Annotated in this window: 18 protein-coding genes; 11 read left to right on the forward strand and 7 right to left on the reverse strand. The window is 41.9% G+C overall.

Features of this window, described 5'->3' with window-relative positions; all coding sequences use genetic code 11:
- Positions 1–4: 4 nt before the first annotated feature.
- The 7 genes from M3O96_RS08525 to M3O96_RS08555 form a co-directional block, all read right to left on the reverse strand.
- Positions 5–1,567: a glycoside hydrolase family 3 protein gene (locus M3O96_RS08525; RefSeq protein WP_249719917.1), complete on the reverse strand. Its 1,563-nt coding sequence runs from the start codon at positions 1,565–1,567 to the stop codon at positions 5–7.
- Between the two features lie 300 nt (positions 1,568–1,867).
- Positions 1,868–3,151: an MFS transporter gene (locus M3O96_RS08530; RefSeq protein WP_249719918.1), complete on the reverse strand. Its 1,284-nt coding sequence runs from the start codon at positions 3,149–3,151 to the stop codon at positions 1,868–1,870.
- On the reverse strand, positions 3,148–3,627 hold the full coding sequence (locus tag M3O96_RS08535; protein ID WP_249719919.1) for a GNAT family N-acetyltransferase: 480 nt from the start codon (positions 3,625–3,627) through the stop codon (positions 3,148–3,150). The genes M3O96_RS08530 and M3O96_RS08535 overlap by 4 nt, the downstream gene beginning before the upstream one ends.
- On the reverse strand, positions 3,624–5,321 hold the full coding sequence (locus M3O96_RS08540) for a glycoside hydrolase family 10-like protein (RefSeq protein WP_249719920.1): 1,698 nt from the start codon (positions 5,319–5,321) through the stop codon (positions 3,624–3,626). The genes M3O96_RS08535 and M3O96_RS08540 overlap by 4 nt, the downstream gene beginning before the upstream one ends.
- A 3-nt stretch (positions 5,322–5,324) precedes the next feature.
- Positions 5,325–5,990: an N-acetylmuramoyl-L-alanine amidase gene (locus M3O96_RS08545; protein ID WP_249719921.1), complete on the reverse strand. Its 666-nt coding sequence runs from the start codon at positions 5,988–5,990 to the stop codon at positions 5,325–5,327.
- Positions 5,991–6,112: 122 nt separating this feature from the next.
- Positions 6,113–7,075 (reverse strand): formimidoylglutamase, encoded by a 963-nt coding sequence (gene hutG / locus M3O96_RS08550; protein WP_249719922.1) that lies wholly within the window; start codon positions 7,073–7,075, stop codon positions 6,113–6,115.
- A 51-nt stretch (positions 7,076–7,126) separates the two neighbouring features.
- Positions 7,127–7,351 (reverse strand): hypothetical protein, encoded by a 225-nt coding sequence (locus M3O96_RS08555; protein WP_249719935.1) that lies wholly within the window; start codon positions 7,349–7,351, stop codon positions 7,127–7,129.
- 247 nt (positions 7,352–7,598) lie between these two features.
- On the opposite strand from M3O96_RS08555, the gene M3O96_RS08560 reads away from it, so the two are divergent.
- The 11 genes from M3O96_RS08560 to hisH all read left to right on the forward strand — a co-directional run bounded on the left by M3O96_RS08560 (position 7,599) and on the right by hisH (position 18,159).
- Positions 7,599–9,005 carry an anthranilate synthase component I family protein gene (locus M3O96_RS08560; RefSeq protein WP_249719923.1) on the forward strand — a complete coding sequence of 469 codons (1,407 nt, stop codon included), beginning with the start codon at positions 7,599–7,601 and terminating at the stop codon, positions 9,003–9,005.
- Positions 9,006–9,074: 69 nt separating this feature from the next.
- Entirely contained in the window at positions 9,075–9,461 is a 387-nt protein-coding gene (locus tag M3O96_RS08565; RefSeq protein WP_249719924.1) for a four helix bundle protein, read from the forward strand.
- A gap of 90 nt (positions 9,462–9,551) precedes the next feature.
- A complete protein-coding gene (locus M3O96_RS08570; RefSeq protein ID WP_249719925.1) occupies positions 9,552–10,118 on the forward strand; it encodes an anthranilate synthase component II in 567 nt (188 codons plus the stop codon).
- Positions 10,119–10,333: 215 nt separating this feature from the next.
- Positions 10,334–11,347 carry an anthranilate phosphoribosyltransferase gene (trpD, locus tag M3O96_RS08575; protein ID WP_249719926.1) on the forward strand — a complete coding sequence of 338 codons (1,014 nt, stop codon included), beginning with the start codon at positions 10,334–10,336 and terminating at the stop codon, positions 11,345–11,347.
- Positions 11,348–11,352: 5 nt separating this feature from the next.
- The gene (gene trpC / locus M3O96_RS08580) at positions 11,353–12,168 is read left to right on the forward strand and encodes an indole-3-glycerol phosphate synthase TrpC (RefSeq protein WP_249719927.1); all 816 of its coding nucleotides are present in this window, start codon (positions 11,353–11,355) and stop codon (positions 12,166–12,168) included.
- Positions 12,169–12,172: 4 nt separating this feature from the next.
- The gene (locus M3O96_RS08585; protein ID WP_249719928.1) at positions 12,173–12,799 is read left to right on the forward strand and encodes a phosphoribosylanthranilate isomerase; all 627 of its coding nucleotides are present in this window, start codon (positions 12,173–12,175) and stop codon (positions 12,797–12,799) included.
- 62 nt (positions 12,800–12,861) lie between these two features.
- Positions 12,862–14,040: a tryptophan synthase subunit beta gene (trpB, locus tag M3O96_RS08590; RefSeq protein ID WP_249719929.1), complete on the forward strand. Its 1,179-nt coding sequence runs from the start codon at positions 12,862–12,864 to the stop codon at positions 14,038–14,040.
- Between the two features lie 157 nt (positions 14,041–14,197).
- Entirely contained in the window at positions 14,198–14,971 is a 774-nt protein-coding gene (gene trpA / locus M3O96_RS08595; protein WP_249719930.1) for a tryptophan synthase subunit alpha, read from the forward strand.
- Between the two features lie 4 nt (positions 14,972–14,975).
- The gene (gene aroF, locus M3O96_RS08600) at positions 14,976–15,995 is read left to right on the forward strand and encodes a 3-deoxy-7-phosphoheptulonate synthase (RefSeq protein ID WP_249719931.1); all 1,020 of its coding nucleotides are present in this window, start codon (positions 14,976–14,978) and stop codon (positions 15,993–15,995) included.
- Positions 15,996–16,300: 305 nt separating this feature from the next.
- Positions 16,301–17,083, forward strand: a complete 783-nt coding sequence (locus tag M3O96_RS08605) for a phenylalanine 4-monooxygenase (RefSeq protein WP_283773970.1) — start codon at positions 16,301–16,303, stop codon at positions 17,081–17,083.
- A gap of 482 nt (positions 17,084–17,565) precedes the next feature.
- Entirely contained in the window at positions 17,566–18,159 is a 594-nt protein-coding gene (gene hisH, locus M3O96_RS08610; RefSeq protein WP_249719932.1) for an imidazole glycerol phosphate synthase subunit HisH, read from the forward strand.
- The last annotated feature ends 11 nt before the right edge of the window (positions 18,160–18,170 follow it).

The raw sequence follows: 18,170 nt of genomic DNA on the forward strand, positions 1-18,170 counted from the left end.
TTCATCAATCTAGTCTGCCCTCTGCTTCTATTTTGCCAAGGAAGTGGAGGGCAGCTGCTTTTTGGGCCGATACAAAATTTTGAAAAGCACAGGTGATCTTGTCAAATATTTCTTGTGAGCCAATTTCATTTAAAGAAAGGGGAGATCCGAACAAGTAAAGAATACAGTTTTTACTTTCAATTAGTGTATTCAGCTTTTTGACCATGTCCATGTCTATCCCAAAATGATTAACGGGCTTGGCCGAGGGTACAAAAATCGCAATCAATAAGGATTCAAAGTCATTTATTCTTTCCCAGTTTTGGCCAGTAGAGGAAATCAAATCTAAAGATTCTGAGGAAAAGGCTTTGTCCAATTCAGAAAAGAAAACATTTTCTTTCCCTTGAAACAAGGAGACTTTGGCAAACTTTGAATCCGACAAATCGAGAGAATTTTGGGGGTTTTGGTTGGAAATTTCAGTGATATAATGAATTGAAAGCTTGTGATTGAATGCATGATTACCTGACCAATCGAAACCGATTTCCTTAGGGAGATGATCAGAATAGATTCCAAGTTTTTCCTTGAATTGGGTCACTTTTTGAAAACTCTCCAAAATCTTTTCTTCAGAGCCATTCTTAAGAATCATTTCAATTCCTTCTTTTACATTTTCCGAAAAACAGAGGAAGTCATTTCCTGCATTAAATGCTTCCCATTCCAATTGTCCCGGTTCGGGGAAAAGATCAGAAACACTTTTCATATTCAATGCATCGGATACCACGATTCCTTTGAATCCCATTTCACCTTTCAAAAAATCAGTGATGATTTCCTTGGATATCGAAGCGGGAATATTTTTCCCATTAGAAAGCGAAGGTGCTGCCAAGTGCCCCACCATGATCATGTCGATACCAGCTTGGATTCCATTTGTAAAAGGGTAAAGTTCCTCGTCAATCAATTCCTCTTTGGTTTTATTGATGACAGGAAGTCCAAGATGAGAATCAGTGTCTGTGTCTCCATGTCCCGGAAAATGCTTGTAGCAAGCGCCAATTCCGGCTTTTTCCAAACCTCGATACATGGCCAAAGCAAATCTGCTTACCTTTTCTTTGTTGGGTCCAAAAGACCTGTATCCGATCACAGGATTTTTGGGATTGGTATTGATATCTGCAACCGGGGCGAAATTCAGATGGATTCCGGTTTGCTTTAGGTCTTTTCCCATTCGGTAACCAGTCTCAAAAACCAAATCCTCCTGTTCGAGGGAAAGTGCCCCCAAAGTAATGGCATAAGGATATTGTGGCGTATTTTCTATCCGCATCGCCAACCCAAACTCAGCATCAATGCTCATCAAAAGTGGTTGTTTGGAAATGGATTGGTACCGCACGATCAACGCACGGAGTTTTTCAAGCGTATTTTCATAAGTCAGCTTTTCCTGTCTTTTCTCAAAATTAGCAGCTGCGCTGTGGCGGCTATGGAAAAAAGTCAGGCCTCCGATATGTTGGTTTTTGATCAATGACTCAATATCAATGTAATTTTCCTCTGTGTCATGGATGAATGCCGCCGGCGAAAATAGTTGCCCTATTTTTTCTTTTAAAGTCATTTTTGAGAAAATTTTTCGATTTCAATTTTAATTCTAAAGACTTCTCTCTGCGTTCGAAGTGACAAGGAGAAATTTTTTCTTCAATTGGGCTTTTTTACTAAGAGTTTGTCGATCCCTTCAATCTTCAAACTTCATCCTTACCAAAGACTTCTCTCTACGTTCGAAGCGACAAGGATAAGTTTTTGCTGAAACCATCAAAGTGATTTTTTCCGACCTCTCAAATCCTCTTACCATTCACCTCTAACCTTTTACCAGCCTTCCACCTCACTACTTCTTACTTCTTACTTCCAACTTCATCCTTCAACCCTCATCCTTCATCCCTTCTTTTTTCTTCCCATATTCCTTCGGAAATTTCACGTACCTGATCAAAAGAATTCCAGGAATCGCAGCTGCTACTACCCAAAGGAAAAACCCTTCATAACCCAACCATTCCTGCACAAAACCGCTCGCCATTCCAGGAAGCATCATTCCCAATGCCATAAATCCTGTCGCAATGGCATAATGGGAAGTTTTGGAGGGTCCTTCAGATACGTAGATTAAATACATCATAAAGGCAGCAAACCCAAACCCATATCCCAATTGCTCCACGACTACCACAGCGCCTGCCCAAAAGGCGGATTCAGGTTGGAAATAAGCCAGGAGATAGTAAAAGAAATTGGGCACGTTCAAAGCTAAAATCATGGGCAACATCCATTTGCCCAAGCCATCTTTAGAAATGACCACACCTCCGATGATTCCTCCAAGAGAAAGCGCAATGATCCCAAATGTTCCATAGATCAAACCTACATCCGTGGTGCTGAGTCCGAGGCCTCCTTCCGGCCGGCTGTCTAAAAGGAAAGGAGAGGCCATTTTTACCAATTGGGATTCTCCCAAGCGATAAAAAAGGATAAAGGCCAAAGCTGCCCAGATTTCCTTTTTCTGAAAAAAAGAACTGAAAACTTTCCCAAAGGTCAATTGCACTTCTTTCACATAACTGCTACTTTTTTCAATGTTAGGAGTCGTCCAAAGGTTGATCAGCGTCAATACAAACATCAATCCCGCAACCATCACCATAGTCAGAGACCATGCTTTGGTATTATCTCCGTATTTGACTTCTAATAATCCGGCAACAATTACAAATAATCCCTGCCCTGTCACCATGGCCACCCGATAGAATGTACTTCTGAGTCCGATAAAAAATGATTGTTGTTCTTCTTTCAATGCCAAAAGGTAAAATCCGTCCGATGCAATGTCATTGGTCGCAGAAGCAAATGAAGCCAACCAGAAAAAAGCAAGTGTCAGCACAAAGAATTGACTTGTAGGTACACTGAGACCTATGCACAAAAAGGCAAAAGACAAAACCAGTTGCATTGCCAAAAACCATCGCCGCTTTGTCCCATAAAGGTCTACTAATGGACTCCAAAGGGGCTTGATGACCCAAGGGAGATAAAGGAAACTGGTATAAAGTCCGATGTCAGAATTGTCCACCCCGAGTTTTTTGTACATAATGACAGAGACTGTAATGATCAAAACATAGGGAATTCCTTCCGTCAGGTAGAGTGGGGGAATCCAGTACCATGGGTTGTTTTTGATGGTTTTGTTCATGGTTTCTTCCTAAGGAGATTTTGATATATGCTGATTTCAGAACCTTCAATGATACTTGCCCCAACGGAATTTTTATAGAAATCTGCAGGACCCACACCCCCAATGATGGCATAGGCATATCCCATTTCCTTCAAGGATTGCAAGCTTTTGACCAAAAGGATTTTTCCTATTCCTTTTCCGCGCCAGGCTTCCATTGTTCCGGTGGGGCCAAAAAAATTCTTGGCTGTAGCCTCGAAACATGCAAAACCCATAATCTCGTTACCCTTTTGTGCAATCCAACAATTTACCGGAAGTTGGGTAAAGGCTGCCTCGACTTCATTTGCCCAATAGATCCCAAAATGTTCAAAAACCCAATCCCTGACAAATGACTTTTCGGGTGGAATAGGCTTTCGGAAAATGATATTCTCTTTCGCCAGTTGCTGTTCTTTTTCGGAAATTTCCGGGAGCTCCATCAACCGGACAAGCATGTCTTTCATGGGTTTTGGGTTTTTGGGTTAGCCTGAATTTCGAAAACCTGCGGTTTAGTTTCTTTCCCAAAACGGTCCAAGAAACTGATGGCAACAAACTTTTGGCTGATTGAATTTAGAACAGGTAGCAACATCCTGTTGCTTTCGTCCAGATAAATTCTTTGGGAGGAAACGTTTTCCTTTCGCTTTTGTAAATCGGATAGGGTCGGAGCAGTGTTGATCAAAGCAAATCTGAAATCCGGCTGTATCCCCCGTTCAAACTGAAACGAAAATCCGTCACCATGCGGAATCAATGTAGGAGACTGACCGATGGGATTGCCGCTAGGATTGGCAAGGACATCCGGTGGCAATGCTGGGAAGAGGTAATGATTTTTGTGCAACAAATCGGCTACGTCCTTATTTTTCACATACATCGATTTGGCACTAAAGTAGGCGTTGCCTGATATGTTTGGAGTGATCTTGGAAAGCCCTACTTGATTGGAGATTTCCATCGGGTTTTCCCAGGCTTTGTCAGCATTGTCCCTGATTTTGTAGGGGCCGTTCCCGATATAGATTTTGGTGTTGTAGTGGTTTTTTGACCACCAGTCCAACAAAATACGGTGTGATGCAAGGTTGTAATCCATGCTCCAATACAATTGAGGAATGAGGTAATCGATCCAACCGTTTTTCATCCAAGTCAGGACATCGGCATAGAGATCGTCAAAGTTGGTCTGTCCAGCCCTGGTTTTGGATCCTGATGGGTCTTTGTCGAAGTTTCTCCAGACGCCAAAAGGACTGATTCCGAATTGAACCCAAGGTTTTTCGGTTTTGATGGTTTCATTTACTTCTTTGACCAGAAGGTTGACATTTTCTCTTCGCCAATCATCGAGCTTTTGTCCCGGCTTCCCATATTTCTTGAAGGAAGCAGCATCGTTAAAAACTTCTTTTTCAACCTTATAAGGATAGAAATAGTCGTCAAAGTGAACGGCGTCAATATTGTAGTTTTGGACAACTTCTTTGATTATTTCTACCAAATGGGCCCTTACTTCGGGCAGGCCGGGATTATAATAGTATTTAGTGGCGTACTTGATCATCCAATTGGGATGCTTGACAAAATCATGGTTTGGGCTGAGGTCTTTGGTTTCCATTGTCATGGTGGCCCGGTAAGGATTAAACCACGCATGGAATTCCAATCCCCGTTTGTGCGATTCCAAAATCATCCAAGAAAGGGGATCCTCCATGGTGTTTGGCTTTTGGCCCTGCTTGCCTGTCAGGTATTTGGACCAAGGGGAAAATTTGGATGGATAAAATGCGTCGCCGGCTGTTCTGACCTGAACAATCACCGCATTGAAATTGAGTGATTTATAATAATCAAGAAGCTTGACAAAGTCCTCTTTTTGCTTGGAATAAAGGTCTGTAGAAGAGGTCGGCCAGTCGATATTGGCTACTGTCGCTATCCAAACTCCTCTAAATTCCCTCGGACTCGGTCCCAATTCAATTTCCAAAGGCTTGTAAAAAGAAGGCGGACTTGGGACAGTGACTGTTTTGGATGGATAGGTGCTACTTCCGTTCGGTTTCGAGGTATCGGTGACTTGGGGATTTGGTTTCGTCTTATTGGTTGCGACAGGGTTTACTGTCTTGCAGGATTGTATCCCGATGACCAAGGAAAGAAGGAAAGCGAAATAAAATATTTTATATTTATTCAATTTGAATGGGAGATTCATTGTTTATGGATTGCTTTTGAAATTCAGGTCAGCTAGTTTTTTTCTCAACCTTTTCATGAATTTTGGACCTGGATCCTGTTTTTGGGTCAGGTAATTCGGGTCGGTTTCTTTCCAGATAGGAGTTCCCTGAAATGCATAATATTCATGGTGACCGATGACGTAGGTAAGTTTATATTTTTTATTGAGATACCGTATCAAAGCAGCATTGGCTTTGACCTGTGCTTTGGTCAAAGGCGCATCCGGGCCTCCGATATTTTCGATTCCTATAGCAGTATAATTCAGGCCGATAGTATGCCTCGCAAAGGTCGTATCAGGAAGCAGTCTGAAAATAGTACCGTCTTGGTCAACCAAAAAATGTGCAGAAACATTGAGGTTGCTCGCTGCGGTCAGTTCGGGTCGGCCACCAAGTTGAACAGGATTGAAAACATCAAAAGTCGATTCTAAGGAATACACTGCAGTCCAATGCACTACGACCATGGTCGGAACAATTGTCGCGGTTTCTTTTTCAATGCCATGCCTGTTTTTTAGGTATTCTAGCGAAAGTCTTTCCCTTTCCTCATCAAATAGGATGGGCTTGTCAAAGATTCTGAAAGTCTGTGCATTTGCTACAGGATTAAAAAAAACCTGAAACAGGATAAACAGGAAAAGAATGGGTGCGGATTTTTTCATTTCTCTTAAGGGAAGTTCAGAGTCAATTTTTGTTCAAAATAAAGGAATTTATTCGGTAGGTAAATTCCAAACATCAAAACTTTGGATCTGACTCAATATTTATCAATGTTAGACTCGGTATCCTAAAAATCTTGTTTCCTCAAGATATATTCAATGCATCGCGCCGCCAACCTTGCTGTGGCATTATCCCGATCAAAATCCGGATTGAGTTCTACCATATCCATGCTGATAAGCTTTCTTGTTTTGGCTAAATAATCGAATATCCTGAAAGCCAACTCAGGTGAAAATCCCAAAGGAGATGGCGCACTCACCCCGGGTGCATATGCTGATGAAAAACCATCAAGGTCAATACTGAGGTATATCTTATTGACCTGAAGACAAAAATTATCCAATGTTTGGGCAATGGTTTCCCAATTTCCCAAAGTGAATTCCTCCATTTCCATCCATCGGACTTTGTGTTTTAAGGCAGTTTCAAAAAGTACTTTTGGATTGGCCGCTTTCTGAATACCAAGGCATAGGTAATGGAATTGGCTTTGGTAATCATTGGCCAACTGAAAAAAAGGAGAACCGGAATGTCCTTTACCGTTATTTAAGGTCCTGAGGTCAAAATGAGCGTCCAGGTTGATAATGCCTAATTTCTCGCCTTTGGGAATCAAATAATCAAATATCCCGCGTCCATGGGCAAATGCAAGGTCATGTCCACCACCCAATAATACAGGGAAATAATGGTTTTGGAGTAACTCGGTGACGGTTTTAGAAATGAGGGAATGACTCGATTCCATGTCTTCACCCTCTGTTGAGATATCTCCCAAATCATGGATTTCAACATCCTCAGCCAAGTGAAAAGCCATCGAAGCCATCATTTTTCTGATTGATTCCGGCCCTTTGGCTGCACCTGTTCTTCCGAGATTTCTTCGGACACCTTCATCTCCTGCATATCCAAGGATTGCGATTCCTTTTCCATTTGTAGGTTTTTTGATCTGCAAATCATCTAAGCAGGAAATTGCCTGATACCAATATTGAAGGGAATCAGAGGGACGTCCTGTCCAGATATGGGGTGGGGTAGGATGGCGGAGAGGAGTCATATTGGCGGATTAAAACCGATAATTTTTTATGTTTTACTAAATAAAAACCAATTATGATTTTGCAAGGTAAAGGTTGAATTCCAAGGCATTGCCTGCTACAAATTCATCTACTTCCAGGTCTTCCATGATTTCATCATCGAATTCCATTTCGGTTTTTTCCACTTTTCCGTCAGGATGGATAATCAGTTCTGTTCCGGTCCAATCCTCGGGATTGACCTTGACCAATACCTGATAATCATCAAAGACTCTTTTGTAATATTTGGGCATTGTGCTCATAGTTTTCATTTTTATATTCAAAATTACCGATAATTTTTATTCAATTATTTTTTGTTAAGTAAAATGCATCTTTAACTTTGTCCCACTGAAAAAATGAAAACAACTCAAAACTTATACTGGTGGTGGCATTGGACTTCTCAAATAGAAGAGCCAGATGTTATTGCCTAGAATCATGTTTTTATAACATACCTAAAAGGCTTACTGGTTTTTCCCAGTAAGCCTTTTTTTATTCAAATAAGCCAAGACCATGGAAAATTTTAAAATCAACACGCATCACAAAAAACTGCTCGCTGACACCATCACGCCGGTCAGCATTTACCTTCAGATCCGGGACAGGTTTGCCAATCCCATCCTGTTGGAGAGTTCTGATTACCATGGGCAAGAGGACAGTTTTTCCTATATCTGTTTCAATCCGATCGCCTCATTTTCATTCAATGCCGGTCAGGTAAAGGAAACACTGCCTTTTGGCGAGTCCGTTTCCTATCAAGTTGGAGCGGAATTGAATCTGGTGGATGCGCTAAGAAGGTTTTCGGGAAGATTTCAAGATGACAATGGCAAGCATAAGTTTATCAGCAATGGCCTTTTTGGGTATATGCAATATGATACTTTGGCCTATTTTGAGGACATCAAGCTTCATAATTCATCGCAGGATTCGGTTCCGATGCTGCATTACGCAGTGTACCAAAATGTGATCGTGGTCGACCATTTCAAAAATGAGATGCATCTTTTTGAACACCATGTGGAGGGAATCCAAACAGAAGTGCAGCTTCCGATTTTGGAGACGCTTCTCAACAATAAAAACCTTCCTTCTTATTCTTTCAAATTGGTGGGAGAGGAGTCTTCCAACTATACCGATTCGGAATTTTTGGACATCCTCAAAAAGGGTCAGGAGCATTGCTTTCGTGGCGATGTGTTCCAGATTGTGCTTTCGAGAAACTTCTCCACGCAATTCAAAGGGGATGAATTTAACGTTTATCGGGCACTACGTTCGGTAAATCCTTCTCCCTATTTGTTCTATTTTGACTATGGTTCTTATAAAGTTTTTGGGAGTTCGCCGGAAGCACAGATCGTCGTCAAAAACAACAAAGCCACGATTTATCCCATTGCTGGGACTTTCAAGCGGACAGGAAATGACATGGCCGATGCAGACTTGGCAAGAAAACTCTATGACGATCCAAAGGAAAACTCCGAACATGTCATGCTTGTGGACCTTGCGAGAAATGACCTCAGCCGCTCCTCCGAAAAAGTGGAAGTGGAGGTTTTCAAAGAAATCCAATACTATTCCCACGTCATCCATTTGGTGTCCAAAGTGACCGGTATCCTTCCCGAAGGCACCAACCCACTGCAGTTGGTGGCAGATACTTTCCCGGCAGGCACGCTCTCTGGCGCACCCAAGTACCGCGCGATGGAACTCATCGACCAACTTGAAAATACTTCCCGAAAATTCTATGGAGGCGCTATCGGATTCCTAGGATTCAACGGTGACTTCAACCATGCCATTTTGATCCGTTCATTTGTTTCCCAAAACAACAGACTGCGGTTCCAAGCCGGTGCCGGAGTCGTAGCCAAATCCTCCATTCCTTCCGAACTCCAAGAAGTTGCCAACAAACTCGAAGCACTCAGGGTAGCGCTGAAAGCAGCAGAAGCGATTTAAAAAATTTAAAAGTTGCAAGGTTCCAAAGTTGTAAAGTTGGTTTGATGCTCAATTTAAAAAGATATCGTAATGGCAAAGATTGATTCCTTTGAAGATTTGAATGTGTGGAAAGAAGCAGTAAGGATAGCTGTCGAAATCTATCGAATAGCTGACATTGCGCCTTTAAAAAATGATTACAAATCTAGAGATCAGCTTATCGGTGCCGCTATTTCTATTTCAAATAACATTGCCGAAGGTTTTGAATACAATAACAACAAGGTATTTGTGAAATTTCTACATTATTCAAAAGGTTCAGCAGGGGAGGTTAGAAGCCAACTTGCCGTATTAGTAAAAGCAGGAAGAGTTCAGAATGAAGATTATCAAAAATTGAAAATTGAACTGATCATTTTGTCGAGCGAAATCAAAGCATTTATCAATTACCTCCAAAAACTAATAAATGATTCAGAAAAAAAATAATAGGTAAAAAAACATTGTAAATACTTGTATACGTTGGTTTAGCAAAACCTTAAAACCTTGAAACATTTCAACCTTCCAATATTTTAATAAATGAAACTCCTAGTACTAGACAATTACGACTCCTTTACCTACAACCTGGTTTATATCATCAGGAGATTGGGGTATGGGGGTATAATGGAAATTTATAGAAATGACAAAATCAATTTGGATGATGTGGGTGTTTATGACAAAATCTTGCTCTCACCCGGTCCAGGTGTTCCTGCTGAGGCGGGGATTATGCCTGAATTGCTGAGAACATATTCCTCAACCAAGGATATCTTGGGAATTTGCCTTGGACATCAAGCTATCGGAGAGACCTTTGGAGGTACTTTAAACAACCTCTCGGAAGTAGTTCACGGACTTGCTTCAGAGGTGAAAGTCGTGGAAGACTTGATCTTCAAAGGACTTCCCGAGAAATTCAAAATCGGAAGGTATCATTCTTGGGTGATCAATGAACAGACACTTTCACCTGATTTGGAAGTCACTGCCAGAACACCCGATGGACAAATCATGGGTGTGAGGCATAAGGAATTCAAAGTCCGCGGTCTGCAGTTCCATCCCGAATCGGTGTTGACAGAACATGGCTTAGAGATGATGAGAAATTGGCTGGAAAGCTGATGAAAGGAAGATGGGGGAGGGATGAAGGATGAAGTAGTTGGGAAGTAGGAAGTAGGAGGTTGGGAAGGTTGGAGGTTCGGAAGTACCAAGTATTAAGTACCAAGCATGAAGTGTCCAAAAATTAGACCCAAGCCCGATAACCATTAACCAATTAAACAATTAACCAATAACCAATAACCAATAACCCATAACCAATTAACCATTAACCACCAAGCATGAAAGACATACTCAACCACTTGATAGAACACCGGAGCCTTTCGAAAGATCAGGCAAAGGAAGTTTTGAAGAAAATCACTTCAGGTTCATACAATTCCAGTCAGATCGCGGCTTTCCTGACCGTGTACCTGATGAGAAGCATCACCGTAGAGGAATTGGGCGGATTTAGAGAAGCGATGTTGGAGCTGTGCATTCCTGTAGAAATATCGGAATATGATGCCATGGACCTTTGTGGCACAGGCGGTGATGGAAAGGATACTTTCAATATCTCTACCCTAGCTTCATTTATCGTGGCCGGCGCAGGACAAAATGTTGCCAAACATGGAAATATCGGCGTATCCTCGATTTGTGGTTCTTCTAACCTTTTGGCCCACTTTGGATATGAGTTTACCAATGACATTGGCCAAATCAGAAAGAGCCTCGACGAAGCAGGAATCTGTTTTCTGCATGCGCCGCTATTCCACCCTGCTATGAAAAATGTAGGTCCCATCCGAAAAGAATTGGGCGTAAAGACATTTTTCAATATGTTGGGCCCGATGGTCAATCCGAGTTTTCCTAAAAAACAATTGGTCGGGGTTTTCAGTCTTGAGTTGGCGAGGCTGTACGCTTACCTCTATCAGGAACATGATGGAAACTTTAGCATCTTGCATGCCATGGACGGCTATGATGAGATTTCTCTCACGGGTGACTTCAAAATAATTTCCAATTCCGGGGAAAAACTCCTCAGTCCAGAGAGTATTGGCTTGCCCAAAATCACTCCTGATTCCATCTTAGGTGGTGAGACGGTAGCCGAATCCGCCAGAATATTTGACAATATATTAAAAGGAAAAGGCACCATTCCACAAAATTCTGTTGTCCTTGCCAATGCTGCTGCGGCGCTCCTGACGGCTGATCCTGAATTGGGATTTGCATATGCCTTGGAAAAAGCAAAGGACTCACTTTATGGAGGAAATGCTTTGAAAGTTTTCAATGCCTTGGTAAATCCAAAAACAACCGTTTCATTTTCAAACTGATCATAATGAATATTCTAGATAAAATTATTGCCCACAAAAAATTAGAAGTTGCGGAGAAAAGCAGCTTGGTACCTGTGAAGTTGCTGGAACAAAGTGTCTACTTTGACGGCAGCATCGTGTCGATGAAAAAGTATATCAAACACGAAGACAAGACAGGTATCATCGCTGAATTCAAAAGAAAATCCCCTTCCAAAGGAGCTATCAATACCAATTCCTTAGTGGAGACAGTCAGCATCGGCTATATGCAGGCAGGCGCTTCGGCCTTGTCCATTTTGACTGACAAAGAGTTTTTTGGTGGAAAAAATGAAGACATGACAACAGCCAGAAAATTCAATTTCTGCCCTATTCTTCGGAAGGATTTTATCATCGACGAGTACCAAATCATCGAAGCCAAGTCTATAGGAGCCGATTGTATCTTGCTGATCGCGGCAGCTTTGGAACCAAAAAAGCTTAAAGAATTGGCCGTTTTTGCACATTCTTTGGGTTTGGAAGTATTGATGGAAGTCCATGATGGGGACGAATTGGATGCTTCTCTAAACGAACATTTGGATTTGATCGGAGTCAACAACAGAAGCCTGAAGACCTTCGAAGTCTCTTTGGAAACATCCTTTGACCTTGTCGATAGAATTCCTTCAGACTTTATCAAAATCTCAGAATCAGGAATCTCCAAGGCAGAAACTCTGGTGTCGCTGAAAAATGCCGGATTTGATGGATTCCTCATCGGGGAAAATTTTATGAAATATGCCCGTCCTGAGCAGGCAGCATATAATTTCATGCATGAATACCGCAGATTGTTGATTGAAAACCAATCCATTGCCTAATAACATGAAGCTAAAAGTCTGTGGCATGCGAGAATCCGCCAACGTCAAAAATCTGTTGGATGATGTCCAACCGGATTGGATGGGGCTGATTTTCTATCCGGCTTCGCCAAGGTTTGTGGACGATATCCAAGCTGATTGGATTAGAGAAACAGACATCAGGAAAGTCGGTGTTTTCGTAGATGCCTCTCTTTCGGAAATAACAGAGAAAGTCCAAAAGTTTGGGCTTTCCACACTTCAACTTCACGGGGAAGAAAGTGCTGAGGAGGTAAAAAAAATAAAGGAGAAAACCGGTTTGGAGATTTTCAAGGTATTCTCCATCGACAAAAACATCGATTGGAAGCATTTGGAGGGTTATCTTCCACACGTGGACTACTTCCTTTTCGATACTTTCACCCATGCTTATGGCGGAAGCGGCAAAACCTTTAATTGGAAAATTCTATTAGATTATCGTTTTGACAAACCCTTTCTGCTTAGCGGTGGTTTAACCATTGGACACTTAGATTCTATAAAGGATTTGAAATCCAAAGTGCCCCAATTGCAAGGCTTGGATATCAACTCCAAATTTGAAATCGAACCTGGACTGAAGGACATTGACTTGGTTTCTGAATTCAAAAAGTCATTAAAATTTTAAAATGAATCGTAAGCTTAGATTGTCTTGAATCTTGTGTCTTGTGTCTAAAATCTTAACAAAAAATGATCAAAATCGACGAAAAAGGCTTTTATGGAAAATTCGGTGGGGCATATATTCCTGAGATGCTCCATCCAAATATTGAGGAACTCAGAGAAAACTACGAGCAGATTATGGCCACTCCTGAATTTCAAAAAGAATTCAGAAGCTTGCTCAAAGACTTTGTCGGAAGACCGACTCCATTGTATTTCGCTTCCAGACTTTCCGAAAAGTATGGTGCCAAAATCTATCTCAAAAGAGAAGACCTTTGCCATACCGGAGCACATAAGGTGAATAATACTGTGGGTCAGATTATCATGGCCAAAAAGCTCGGGAAGAAGCGCATAATTGCAGAAACTGGTGCGGGACAACATGGTGTCGCCACCGCAACAGTTTGTGCGCTGATGGGAATGGATTGCACGATTTATATGGGTGCAGTCGATATCCAAAGACAGCGACCGAATGTAGAGCGTATGAAAATCCTTGGAGCCAAGGTTGTCCCTGCGACTTCCGGAAGCCAAACTCTTAAGGACGCCACCAATGAAGCGATGCGCCAATGGATCAACAATCCCGTTGATACACATTATATCATCGGTTCGGTGGTAGGGCCACATCCTTATCCTGAGATGGTCGCAAGATTTCAGTCTGTCATATCCGAGGAAATCAAATGGCAGCTGAAAGAAAAAGAAGGCACTGAATACCCGGACTTAGTTATCGCCTGTGTAGGCGGAGGAAGTAATGCAGCAGGAGCATTTTACCATTATTACAATGTTCCCCAAGTGAGATTGGTGGCTGTGGAAGCCGCCGGTCTAGGCGTAACTTCAGGAAAATCCGCTGCGACCACTGTTTTGGGAACTTCAGGAATCCTGCACGGCAGCAAGACTTTGCTGATGCAGACGGAAGATGGGCAGGTGGTCGAGCCACATTCCATTTCGGCAGGACTGGATTATCCCGGAATCGGACCCGTACATGCGCACTTGTTTGATATCGGAAGAGCAGAATTCGTAGCAGTGGAAGATGAAGATGCCATGAAAGCAGGAATTGAACTGAGCCGGACAGAAGGAATCATTCCGGCTATCGAAACGGCACATGCGATCCATGCCTTGAACCTGATCGAATACAGCAAAGATGACGTTATCGTAATCAACCTTTCAGGAAGAGGAGACAAGGATTTGGATACTTATATCAAATGGGGAGGCTATTGACAAGTACGAAGTACGAAGTCGGAAGTACGATGAAGACAGAAGACGGAAGACGGAAGTTTTTAAACCATCATCTTCCTCCGTCCTAGTTTTGACTCAATTTCCAACTTTTAACGAAAACCAATCTCATGTCTTTTGTCTCACATCTCACGTCTTACCCATGAATCGGATAGATAAATTATTTCAATCAAAAAAAGAGCGGGTGCTCTCCATATATTTCACGGCAGGTTTTCCAAAACTAGAGGATACCCTGACCATCATGCAGGCCATCGAGTCGGCAGGTGCTGATATCATCGAAGTGGGAGTTCCGTATTCAGATCCAATTGCTGACGGACCTACCATTCAAGACAGCAATCAGATTGCCTTGGACAATGGCATGAGCCTGAAAAAGCTTTTTGAGCAATTGCAGGAAATGCGTCAAAGTGTTTCTTTACCTGTAGTCCTGATGGGATACCTCAACCCGATCATCCAATACGGGATGGAAGCTTTTTGTAAAAAATGTCAGGAAGTTGGCGTGGATGGACTGATTCTTCCCGACCTTCCTATGCAGCAATACTTGGATGAATTCAAGGAAGTTTTTGACAAGTATGACCTTTGCAACACCTTTTTGATTTCCCCGCAAACCAGTGAAAAGAGAATCTTGGAAATTGATACCCACTCCAATGGATTCATTTATATGGTCTCTGCGCATAGTATTACAGGTGCAAGAACAGGGATTTCCGAGGAACAGATTGCCTATTTCCAAAGAGTGGAGTCCATGAATCTAAAAAATCCAAGATTGATTGGGTTTGGGATTTCTGATTCCGAGACTTTCACCACCGCTTCCAAATATGGAAACGGCGCCATCATTGGCAGCGCATTTATCAAAAAAATCAAAGACAGTCAGGACTTAAAATCTGACATTGAAACTTACATACAGTCCGTAATCCATTGAAATTATGATTGTCCAATTAAAAGAAGAAATCACCGTTTTGCAAAAAGACAAACTGATCAACGAGATCAGTCAGATCGGCTATAAGATTACCGAGGTCAAAACCCAATTGGGAGATTACCTGATCGGGATCGGCAAAAACGATTTTGATATCCGCAAAATCGGTCAGCAGGAAGGCATCAAAGACATCCATATCGTTTCGGACGAGTACAAGCTTGTCTCCAAAAAATGGAAAGTCAAACCGACTTCCATCGATCTTGGCGATGGCGTATTTATCAAAGACGGCGACATGGCCATCATGGCCGGACCTTGTTCGATTGAGTCGGAAGACCAAATCGTCAAAATCATCAACCACCTCAAAGCCACCGGCATCACCATAATGCGGGGAGGAGTTTTCAAACCGCGTTCCAGTCCGTATGCGTTTCGCGGTTTGGGAATCGATGGCTTGAAACTTTGGTATAGTTTGGCCAAAGAAGCCGGGATCAAAATCGTATCTGAAGTCATGCAGGTTTCCCAAATCGAGGAGATGTATCCCTACGTGGATGTGTATCAGGTTGGAGCGAGGAATACCCAAAACTTCAATCTCTTGGATGAATTGGGGAAAGTGGACAAAGCCGTGATGATCAAAAGGGGGATTTCAGGTACCATTGAGGAATTACTCCAATCTGCGGAGTATGTTTTTTCGGGAGGAAATGAAAAATTGATTCTGTGCGAAAGAGGAATCCGTACTTACGAAAGAGCAAGCCGAAATACCTTGGACCTGAATGCAGTTCCTGTTTTGAAAGCAAAGTCCCATCTTCCGGTGATCGTAGATCCTTCCCACGGCATCGGAATCAGGGAATATGTATCTCAAATGGCGCTTGCGGGTGTGATGGCAGGAGCAGACGGGATCATCTATGAAACCCACGAGATTCCTGAAAAAGCCTATTCAGATGGCCAACAGACTTTGGATTTTGCACAAAGTGCCTTGTTGTCCGATTGGATCAGGAAGACATTTGCCATGAGAAAAACCTTCACTTTGCTTTGATCGTCGTGTTTAGATAGGTTTTGGTTTTGGATCGTAGGTTTTGTTAATTTTGAAAAAAAGTATTAAGGTGGTGATTGGTTTAATGTAGAATTGGAAATTAAATTCAACAAAATTCTTCAATCATCAAATCATTTAAATTAATTCCCTAACGAGTTCAAAAATCAATTCGAGGTTTTGAATTTCAAAATGGCGGGCTGTCGACTGTCGTCTATCGACTATGGACATTTTTCCGCGAATTATTTGATTGAAATTCTCATTAAATATTTAATGGGAAAAATTAGAATATACAACCCAAATATAGAATAATGAATAAACCCAAAGACTGGGTCTTTTCAGACCCGAGATTACAAAAATTGGAGCAGGAATATGCTGCTTACAGGAAGGAGGATTTTGAAGTGTGGCGGATTCTTTTCGAAAGACAGATCGTCAATCTTCCCAAAGCCGCTTCCAAAGCCTACTTGGAAGGGATCAAAGAAATCAACTTCACAGCAGACAAGATTGCGGATTTTGAAGACGTCAACAGCAGGTTGGCCAGTACCACAGGTTGGCAAATCCAAGTTGTTCCTGGTTTGATTGATGATGACCTTTTCTTTGGCCTGATGAATAACAAAAGATTTTGTTCGTCGACTTGGATGAGAAAAATGGAGCAGTTGGATTACCTCGAAGAGCCTGACATGTTTCATGATGCCTTTGCGCACATGCCGATGCTGACCAATCAACCTTATGTGGATTTTCTTGAAAATCTCAGCGGATTGGCACTGAAGCATATTGATAACAAATGGGCTATCGAACTCCTTTCCAGAATTTATTGGTTTACCATTGAATTCGGTTTGATCCGAGAAGATGGGCAAATCAAAATCTATGGAGCAGGCATCCTGAGTTCCGCAGGTGAAACCAAATACAGCCTTTCGGATGAACCCGCGCATTATAATTATGATGTCAAAAGGATTTTGAATACGCCTTATTGGAAGGACAAATTCCAGGACAAATATTTCATCATTGAAAGCTATGAGCAGTTGTTTGAATCCCTTCCGGAGATCGAGGAAGTTTTGGAGGAAATGGTGACGGAGGAAATGGATAAGAATTAAGAATGATGAATATTGGTAGAGGTGAAAGGTAAGAGGAATTGAAAGGTTGGATGAATTGATTTCGCTGGTAATTACAAATAACTTACCCTTGTCACTTCGAACGCAGAGAGAAGTCTTTGGGAAAGGATGAAAGATGAAGGTTTGGTAAAAGGTTAGAGGTGAAAGGTAAGAGGAATAGAGAGGTTGGAGTTATAGAATCGTTGGTTATAGAAAAACTTACCCTTGTCACTTCGAACGCAGAGAGAAGTCTTTAGGAAAGGATGAAGACGGAAGGCGGAGGATGGTAAATGGTAAGAGGTGAAAGGTAAGAGGAATTGAGAGGTTGGGGGTATAGAATTCGTTGGTTATAGAAAAACTTATCTTTGTCACTTCCTACCCAATGAGTAGTGTTTTCTAGGCTTTCCTAGGATACATAAAAATATAAACCGAACATTTGAGGAGGGAAATTTCAAATCTTTCACCTCGAATTTCAAATTTAGATAATGAAAGTAGCAGTCATCAAATACAATGCGGGTAATGTGCAGTCTGTCCTATATGCCTTGGAGCGGCTCGGGGTGGAGGCTGTGCTTACTGACAACCTTGAGGAAATTTCCAAAGCAGACAAAGTGATTTTTCCCGGACAGGGAGAAGCTAGCACTGCCATGCGCTACCTGAAGGAAAAACAATTGGATAAACTAATTCCAAACCTTACCCAACCATTCTTTGGGGTATGTCTCGGACAGCAATTGCTTTGTGACTATTCTGAAGAAAATGACACGCCATGTTTGGGTGTATTTCCTGTTAAAGTCAAAAAGTTTATCCCTGAAAGCTATGTAGACTTCAAAGTTCCGCATGTGGGATGGAACAATCTTTTTGATTTGAAAACCCCTTTGTTAGCAGGTTTAAGTGATGAATCCTTTGTCTATTATGTCCATAGCTACTATTGCGAATTGAGCGAGTTTACCATAGCGACAACCCACTATGTGCTTGATTTTGCGGGATTGATGCACAAAGATAATTTCTACGCCATGCAAGCCCACCCAGAAAAAAGCGGAAAAGTGGGGGAGAGGATTTTGGAGAATTTTCTAAAGATTTGAAAATTGAAAGA

It is taken from the genome of Aquiflexum sp. TKW24L, from assembly GCF_023502205.1.
In the GTDB taxonomy this organism is placed as follows: Bacteria; Bacteroidota; Bacteroidia; order Cytophagales; family Cyclobacteriaceae; genus Cognataquiflexum.